A 7565-nucleotide genomic window follows, 5' to 3' on the forward strand; every position below is an offset into this window, starting at 1 on the left:
GTCTACGCCCCGAGCTTTCGCCGCGAGGTCGACGAGCCCGTCGCCGGCGAGATCGCGATCGAGCCGTCCGCTCGCGTCGTGGTCGTCGAGGGCAACTACCTGCTCGCGGAGCAGGATCCGTGGATCCGCGTGCGCGATCTGCTCGACGAGGCATGGTTCTGCGAGGCTCCCGCGGACGTGCGCGAGGCGCGACTCATCGAACGACACACGCTCGGCGGGCGCAGCGTCGAGGCCGCGACGGAGTTCGCCCGCAACGTCGACGGGGCCAACGCAGAGCTCATCGAACGCACCGCCCACCGGGCAGATCTGCGCGTCTCCGGCGTCACGTGGGAGGCCCGGTCCTAGGTCGACCGAGGACGTAAACAACGCCGCGGGTGACGGCCCGCGGGCAGGTCGATGAACGGCACGTGAACTCGCACGACTTGCACTCAATGCAAGTGAAATTGCGCATAGCGTCCAGAACGTGCTCATCACCGACCTGGCCAAGAACCGCGGATCCGCGCTGACGGCGACCGACCGCCGCCTCGTCGCGGTGCTGCAGGCCAGGCCGGCCGAGGCGGCGTTTTGGAACGCCGCGGACCTCACCGATCCGCTGGGTCTGCACCAGTCGGCGGCCACGCGTCTCGCCCAGCGCCTGGGCTTCGACGGCTACCCGCGGCTGCGCGACGCGCTCCGGCAGGACTACCTCGCCGGATCCGGCCCCTCGCAGCGGATCCGCGGGCGCCTCGAGCGCCACCCCGACGACGTGCTCGGCGGGTTCGTCGACGACGAGATCACCGCGCTTGCCGCGCTGCCGCAGCACATCACGCAGGACGACCTCGACGATCTCGCCGCGCAGACCACGGCGGCCGGCCACGTGTACCTCTTCGGGCGCGGTAACGCGACGGTGCTCATCGAGCTGCTCGAGCGGCGGCTGCGCCGCAGCGGCATTCGCGTGATCGTGCTCGACGGCCCCGTGCGCGACGTCGCCGAGCGGCTCGCGAGCATCGAAGCAGGCGACCTCGTGCTGGCCTGTGCCTTCCGCCGGGCCCCGCGCGATCTCGTGCCCGTGCTCGAGGTTGCGCGTGAGACCGGCGCGCACACCGCGCTGATCACCGACACGCTGCTCTCGCTCTCGCCGCAGCCCGATGTCGTGCTCGCCGCGCCGCGCGGCGGCGGCGACGAGTTCCTCTCGCTGACTGTGCCGATGGCGATCGCCAATGCCCTTGTGCTCACGATCGCCCGCCAGGCGCCCGATCGCGCCCTGCGGTCGCTCGACCGCCTCGAGTCGCTGCTCGAGCGCTTCGACCGATGACCTTCACTCCCCGTTTGCCCCACCGAATTCCCCCGAAAGGAACGATCATGACCCGACGACCGCTCCGTCACACACTTTCGCTCTCCGCCCTCGCCGCCTGCGGCCTGGCTGTCACCCTGGTCGGCTGCAGCTCGCCCGCCACATTCGCCCCCGCCGACGACGTCGACTGGGATGCGCTCAGTCACGAAGAACTCGTCGAGATGGCCACCGAGGAGGGCGAGGTCAACGCGTACGCGTTCACCAGCCGCATCGCCGCCATCGAAGAGTCGTTCGAGGCCGAGTACCCAGACATCGATGTCGTCGCCAGCGACATCTCGTCCAGCGAGCTGATCACTCGGCTCGCGACTGAGCACACGGCAGGCAGTGCGACCGCCGACGTCGCGTACGTCTCCGATGCGCCGGTCGTCGTCACCGAGCTGCTCGCCGACGGAGTGCTGCTGCCGTACGTGCCCTCGCGGGTTTCCGACGCCCTGCCGACGGAGTTCCAAGAGCCGCTGCCCGCCAACCGCCTGTCGACCAAGGTGCTCATGTACAACGAGGAGGCCCACCCCGACGGCCCTCCGGTGACGAACCTCTGGGAGCTCACCGACGACGAGTGGTCGGGCCGCGTCGTGCTCGTCGACCCCAACGTGCGCGGCGACTATCTCGACCTCGCGACCGAGTTCTCGCTGCGCGCGGAGGAGATGGCGAGCGCCTATGCCGATCACGTCGGCGAGGAGATCACCCTCGACGACGGAGTGCCGGATGCCGGCCTGCAGTTCATGAAGGATCTCTACGCCAACGACGCCGTGCTCGTCGATGACACCGACACCGTCAACGCCGCCGTCGGGGTGACCGGCCAGGAGGATGCGCCGGTCGGCTTCACGTCGTACTCGGACCGCCGCGACAACGAGGAGGAGGGCTGGGCGCTCCAGGTTGCTTCCGGTGTCGCGCCCTCGCCCGGCATCGTCTTCCCCGCGTACCTCGGCGTCACGGCGAACGCGGAGAACCCGGCCGCTGCGCGCCTGCTCATCGACTTCATGATGGGCGACGACAGCGCGACGGGCGGCCCGGGCTTCGAGCCGTTCTACGTCGCCGGCGATTATCCGACGCGCACCGACATTGACACGCCCGCCGACGCGCTGAGTCTCGACGAATTGGCCGCCTGGCGCATCGATCCCGAGGCCTCGGCCGAGCACCGCTCCGATGTCGCAGACTTCCTGCTCACCATCCAGTGATCGTCCGCTCGCGCGTGAGCGCGGCGGTGCGCCAGCCCGATCTGTGGCTGGCCATCGCCGTGCTCGCGGTACTCATCATCCTCGTCGCGCTGCCCCTCACAGGGCTCATTGCGGCGACCACCGGCGACGACGGCGACGGATCCTGGGGCGACGTGCTCGCCAGCCCCATGTCGCAGGCGCTGTTCTGGCAGCCGCTCGGCGGATCCCTGCTCGTGGGCCTCGGAACCGGCGTGATCGCGACGCTCATCGGCGCGTTCCTCGCCTGGATCGTCGTCATGAGCGACGTGCCGGGGCGCCGGGTGATCGGCGTTCTCGCCGCGATCCCGTTCGCGCTGCCCAGTTTTGCGATCGCGCTCGCCTGGGAGAGCGTGTTCCGTAACGACCGCATCGGCGGCACGACCGGCCTGCTGTTCTCGTTCGGCATCCCGGTGCCCGACTGGCTCGCCTGGGGGCCCGTGCCCGTCATTCTCACGCTGGTCGCCCATTACTACTCGCTGAGCTTTCTGGTCATCGCCGCGGCGCTCGCGAACGTGGGAGGCGATCTCGTCGCCGCCGCGGAACTGACGGGTGCCTCTCGGGCCCGCGTGGCTGCGCGCATCGTGATTCCTGCGGTCGCGCCGGCCGTGCTGTCCGGGTTCCTGCTGGCCTTCGCCGAGGGCGTCTCGAACTTCGCCGTGCCGGCTCTGCTGGGCCTGCCCGTGCGGTTCCAAACGCTGAGTACCCGGCTATACGGCGCGATCTCGACGGGAGATTCCGCGCGCGGGTACGTGCTCTCGATTCTGCTGATCGTCGTCGCCGGCGTGATCCTTTTCATCGGCAATCGAACCACCGGCGGTCGATCATTCTCGACGATCACCGGCAAGGCCACGCGCGCGAGAGTAACCCGCACGGGCGGTTGGCGCGCGCCGCTCGCCATGATCGCATGGGCCATCGTCATCATCACCGCGATCATCCCGGGCATCGTGCTCGTCGTCAGCACGCTGCTGCGGCGCACGAACAGCTTCGACAGCGGATTCACGCTGCACTATTGGATCGGCGAGTCCGACCCGTCGATCTCGCACGGCATGCGCGGCGTCCTGCGCGACCCCACCGTGCTGCAGGCGACCGGCGGAACCCTGGGGCTCGGAGTCGTCGTCGCGCTCGGCGCCGTGCTCATCGGGCTGCTCGCCGCGTACGCCATCCGTCAGCGCCCGCAGGCTCGCACCGCGAACGGCGCGATCAGCCTGCTCGCGTACGTGCCGTTCCTCATCCCCGGCGTCGCGCTCGGCGCCGCCTTCATTGCGCAGTTCGGCGCGCCCATCGGCCCGTTCGGATCCCTGTACGGCACGTTCGGCATCATCGTGCTCGCGGGTATCGCCGCGAGCATCCCGTTCGCGTTCCAGACGGCGAAGTCGGCCCTCGGCCAGGTCGCGCCGGAACTCGACGAGGCTGCCGTGCTGACCGGGGCGAGCGGACCGCGCCGACTCGCGCGCATCACGGTGCCGCTCGTCTCACGCGGCCTCGCGAACGGCGGCATCCTCGTCTTCGTCACGATGGTGCGCGACCTCTCGGCCGTCGTGCTGCTCGTCACGCCCGCCACGCCGCTGCTGTCGATGATGACCTTCCGCTACGCGTCGGAGGGCTTCGCGCAGCAAGCCAGCGCGATCACCCTCATCATCGCGGTCATCTCGGTGGCCGCCACCCTGCTCGCCCGTCTGCTCGAGAAGAGCCGCGACGGCCGTCCCGAACGGAACCTGTCATGACCGAACTCACCATCGACCGGCTCGGCAAGCGATTTGGCGCGCAGCATGCCGTCGACGACCTGTCACTGCGCATCCCTTCCGGTGCCTTCCTCGTGCTGCTCGGGCCGTCGGGCTGCGGCAAGAGCACGACCCTGCGCATGCTCGCCGGGCTCGAGGATCCGACGAGCGGCACGATCGCGTTCGGTGACCGCGTGATCGCCGACGGGGGCACGGGACACAGCACCGCGCCATCGAAGCGCGGCATCGGCATGGTGTTCCAGAGTTACGCGCTGTGGCCGCATATGACGGTGCAGCAGAACGTCGAGTGGCCGCTGACGGTCGCCGGCTGGAAGCGCCGCGATCGCGCGACGCGCGTGCAGGAGGTTCTCGAATCGCTCGAGATCGCGCACCTCGCGGGCCGCACGCCCGCGCTCATCTCGGGCGGTCAGCAGCAGCGTGTGGCAATCGCCCGCACGATCGCACCGCGCCCGGACGTCGTCCTGTTCGACGAGCCGCTGTCGAACCTCGACGCGCGCCTGCGCGTGGAGACCCGATCCGAGCTCGGCCGCGTGCACCGCGCGAGCGGCGCGACGAGCGTCTACGTCACGCATGACCAGGTCGAGGCGCTGGCTCTCGCCACGCACATCGCGGTGATGAACGGGGGCCGGCTCGAGCAGTTCGGCACGCCCGAGGAACTGCTGGAGAAGCCGGCGACCAGATTCGTCGCGTCGTTCCTCGGCACCCCTGCCGCGGTACTGCTGCCGGTTGCTTCCGCAGGTGATCAGATCCTGTTCGACGGCGCTCCGATCGGACGCGCGCCGGCCTCCGGCTCGCCCGCCCACGCGATGTTCCGCCCCGACGCTGTCCATCTCGATCCCGAGGGAGATATCGCGTTCGAGGTCGTCGAGTCGACCCCGCAAGCGGGGCGTCATCTCGTCACGGGTCTCGCCTTCGGATGGGGAGGCGCTCGGGAACGCATCACGATCGTGAGCGATCAGGCCTGTGCTCCGGGCGAACGCACCCGGCTCCGTCTGCCCGCAGAACCTACGGCGCTGTTCAGCGAAGACGGGAGCAGGCTGTGACCACGCTGCTGCTCGTGCGCCACGGCATGACCGAATGGAATCGGGTGCAGCGCATGCAGGGGAGAAGCGACATCGACCTCTCCGAACAAGGCCGCGCCGACGCCACGGCGCTCGCCGAGGTGGTCTCGGCCTGGAAGCCCCAGACGCTGATCTGCTCGCCGCTCGCGCGTGCGGCATCGACGGCGGCGCTCATCAGCGACCTGCCGGCGACCGTCGACGACGCGTGGATCGAGCACGGGCTCGGCGAGTGGGAGGGATGCACCCCCGACGCGATCGGGTCCGACTACGCGCGGTGGCGCGCGGGGGAGGTGATCCCCCCGGGCGGTGAGCGGGAGGACGAGATCCGCGAGCGCATCACAGGCGCGGTGCGGACAGCTGCGCGGCGCCCCGGCCCCGTGCTCGTCGTCACCCACGGCGGCACCATCCGAGCGGTACTCAATCGGTTCGTCGGCCTCGCGCCCGGTCGCCTCGACCCGGTCGCGGCGCCGAGCCTCACCGTCATCGACGTGATCGACGATGACATGGCCCGGCTGCGCAGCTTCAACCTGACGGCGTAGCTGCTTGACGGCCCGGCGCCCTTCGGGTCAGGCTCCGACTTCGCGCGACTCCAGGAGGTTCCGAGTAAAGCGGCGAATGTCCCGGTGGAGGTCGGCATGCGCGCCGTCGAGTGGATCCTCGGTCGTGACGATGTCGTCGATCTCTTCGAGAGCCTGCGTGACGTAAGCCGTCGCATCGCGGACGCCCCAGGATGCGATCTCATCGACGAGGTGCGTACGCGTGATCGCGCTGTGACGGTACTCCTTCGCGATCGCGAGCGCCAACCGGCCGTCCGAGCGGTGCGCCTGCGGCACGATGTCGTAGGCGGGCGCGAGATGCGTCGAACCGTCGGCCGGGTGCAGGAGGCTGACGTTCTTCGCATGCATGTCGAGGTTGCCGATCGCGACGGCGAGGATCAACGAGCGGGCAAACAGGCGGACATCGGGTCGGGCGGCATACGCGTCAAGCGTGGCGGCGATTCTTCCCAACGTCACGGCTCCGCCGTATTCCTGGTACTTCTCGATGCCGCTCGCTCCAAGCGCCTGATTGAAATCCTCTTGGTGGATCCGTGCACCATCGTGTCGGTCGTAACGCTCGATGACCAGTGTCGGCAAGCCGTCGAAGTCTTCGATCAGCGTGGAATATGTCATGACGCCGAGCCGACGCGCGACGCGCGCACCGTACTCCTCGTCGTAGATCACACTCGCCAGCCCGCCGTCGAGTTGCGGCTTGAGGATGTGCGTCGAGGGAAAGCCACCGAGCGCCTGCGACCATCCCTCAGATGTGCGGGCAAGGACGATCTTCGGCTGCACGCCACCGAGCGAGGTGCGACCCGTCGAAGGGGCATTGCCGAGCGGGGCGCCGATCGGGTCGTCGAGCAACTGGCGTATCTCGGTGTCAGACACGGGCTGAGCCGAGGGGACGCGAGGCTCGCTCGGATCGTCCAGGTCCCAGACTTGCAATGCTCCCGCGACGTCGCGCCCGTATCGCGCGAGGAAGCGCAAGGTATCGCCGCGACGCAGTCCGGCGCGCGCGAGCATGTGATCGTACTGATCGCCCTCGGGGAGGAGCTCCTCGAACCAGATTCGGCGGCGAGGCGCGCGGTCACGACGTTGCCGCCGGGTGAGTGGAACAGCGACGGAGAGCACCGAGCTGTTGTCACCGAACTTCTCGATGGCTTCCGTCGACGGTGTGAAATCGAACGTCCTGGGCTCGCCCTCGAGCTCGCCGACGGGCGTGCCATACAGCTCAACCTGCAGGCGCATCGCCGGCCTCCCAACTTGCGGAGAGGTCAAGCTCGAGTTCGCGGCACATCTCGAGCAGGCGGCGCAGGTAGATCGTGCCGGCGCCGGTCTCCATTTGGCTGACGGTGCTCTGGGGCATGCCGAGCCGACTCGCGAGCTCGGCCTGAGACAGTCCTTGAGAAAGGCGCGCCTGCTCGAGCGCTAGGCCGACGTCAGCCGGCACGCGGATCCGGGCGGTTGCGCGGTTCATCCTCTGCTCCGATCGTGAAAATACGATGACGTTAATGTATCGCGATTTTGCGATGATGTCGATGTATAGCGAAATCGCGATCGCGTAACGCTCCTCGTGCCCAGCTTTCGCACAACAAAATCCTCCAAACTGTACCGACCAGACGGTAAAGTAAAGGATCTCAGAATGACCACCGCACGTCGCTACCTCAGCCTGTCCGTGCTCATCGGCGCAGTGCTGC

At 68.7% G+C, this 7565-nt stretch carries 7 protein-coding genes and 1 pseudogene; 6 read left to right on the top strand and 2 right to left on the bottom strand.

The window, feature by feature from the left end:
• The 6 genes and pseudogenes from ACTIAO_RS16370 to ACTIAO_RS16395 all read left to right on the top strand — a co-directional run.
• Window positions 1-345 (top strand): annotated as a pseudogene (locus ACTIAO_RS16370) (nucleoside/nucleotide kinase family protein); the annotation flags it as partial.
• A gap of 118 nt (window positions 346-463) precedes the next feature.
• Window positions 464-1294, top strand: coding sequence for a MurR/RpiR family transcriptional regulator (locus ACTIAO_RS16375; protein WP_441845302.1), 831 nt, complete (start codon window positions 464-466; stop codon window positions 1292-1294).
• A 47-nt stretch (window positions 1295-1341) separates the two neighbouring features.
• Window positions 1342-2511 carry an ABC transporter substrate-binding protein gene (locus tag ACTIAO_RS16380; protein ID WP_441885865.1) on the top strand — a complete coding sequence of 390 codons (1170 nt, stop codon included), beginning with the start codon at window positions 1342-1344 and terminating at the stop codon, window positions 2509-2511.
• A 14-nt stretch (window positions 2512-2525) separates the two neighbouring features.
• The gene (locus ACTIAO_RS16385; RefSeq protein ID WP_441885868.1) at window positions 2526-4253 is read left to right on the top strand and encodes an ABC transporter permease; all 1728 of its coding nucleotides are present in this window, start codon (window positions 2526-2528) and stop codon (window positions 4251-4253) included.
• Window positions 4250-5314 (top strand): ABC transporter ATP-binding protein, encoded by a 1065-nt coding sequence (locus ACTIAO_RS16390; protein WP_441845299.1) that lies wholly within the window; start codon window positions 4250-4252, stop codon window positions 5312-5314. Before ACTIAO_RS16385 ends, ACTIAO_RS16390 begins: the two co-directional genes overlap by 4 nt.
• Window positions 5311-5871, top strand: coding sequence for a histidine phosphatase family protein (locus tag ACTIAO_RS16395; RefSeq protein WP_441845298.1), 561 nt, complete (start codon window positions 5311-5313; stop codon window positions 5869-5871). The genes ACTIAO_RS16390 and ACTIAO_RS16395 overlap by 4 nt, the downstream gene beginning before the upstream one ends.
• Window positions 5872-5898: 27 nt before the next feature.
• On the opposite strand, the gene ACTIAO_RS16400 is transcribed toward ACTIAO_RS16395, so the two are convergent.
• Both ACTIAO_RS16400 and ACTIAO_RS16405 read right to left on the bottom strand, forming a co-directional pair.
• The gene (locus ACTIAO_RS16400; protein WP_441838449.1) at window positions 5899-7116 is read right to left on the bottom strand and encodes a type II toxin-antitoxin system HipA family toxin; all 1218 of its coding nucleotides are present in this window, start codon (window positions 7114-7116) and stop codon (window positions 5899-5901) included.
• The coding region (locus tag ACTIAO_RS16405) for a helix-turn-helix domain-containing protein (protein ID WP_441907198.1) at window positions 7100-7565 on the bottom strand (466 nt) is incomplete at its 5' end. The genes ACTIAO_RS16405 and ACTIAO_RS16400, both read right to left, overlap by 17 nt.

Origin of the sequence: Microbacterium sp. (genome assembly GCF_052099035.1) — a bacterium.
In the GTDB taxonomy this organism is placed as follows: domain Bacteria; phylum Actinomycetota; class Actinomycetes; order Actinomycetales; family Microbacteriaceae; genus Microbacterium.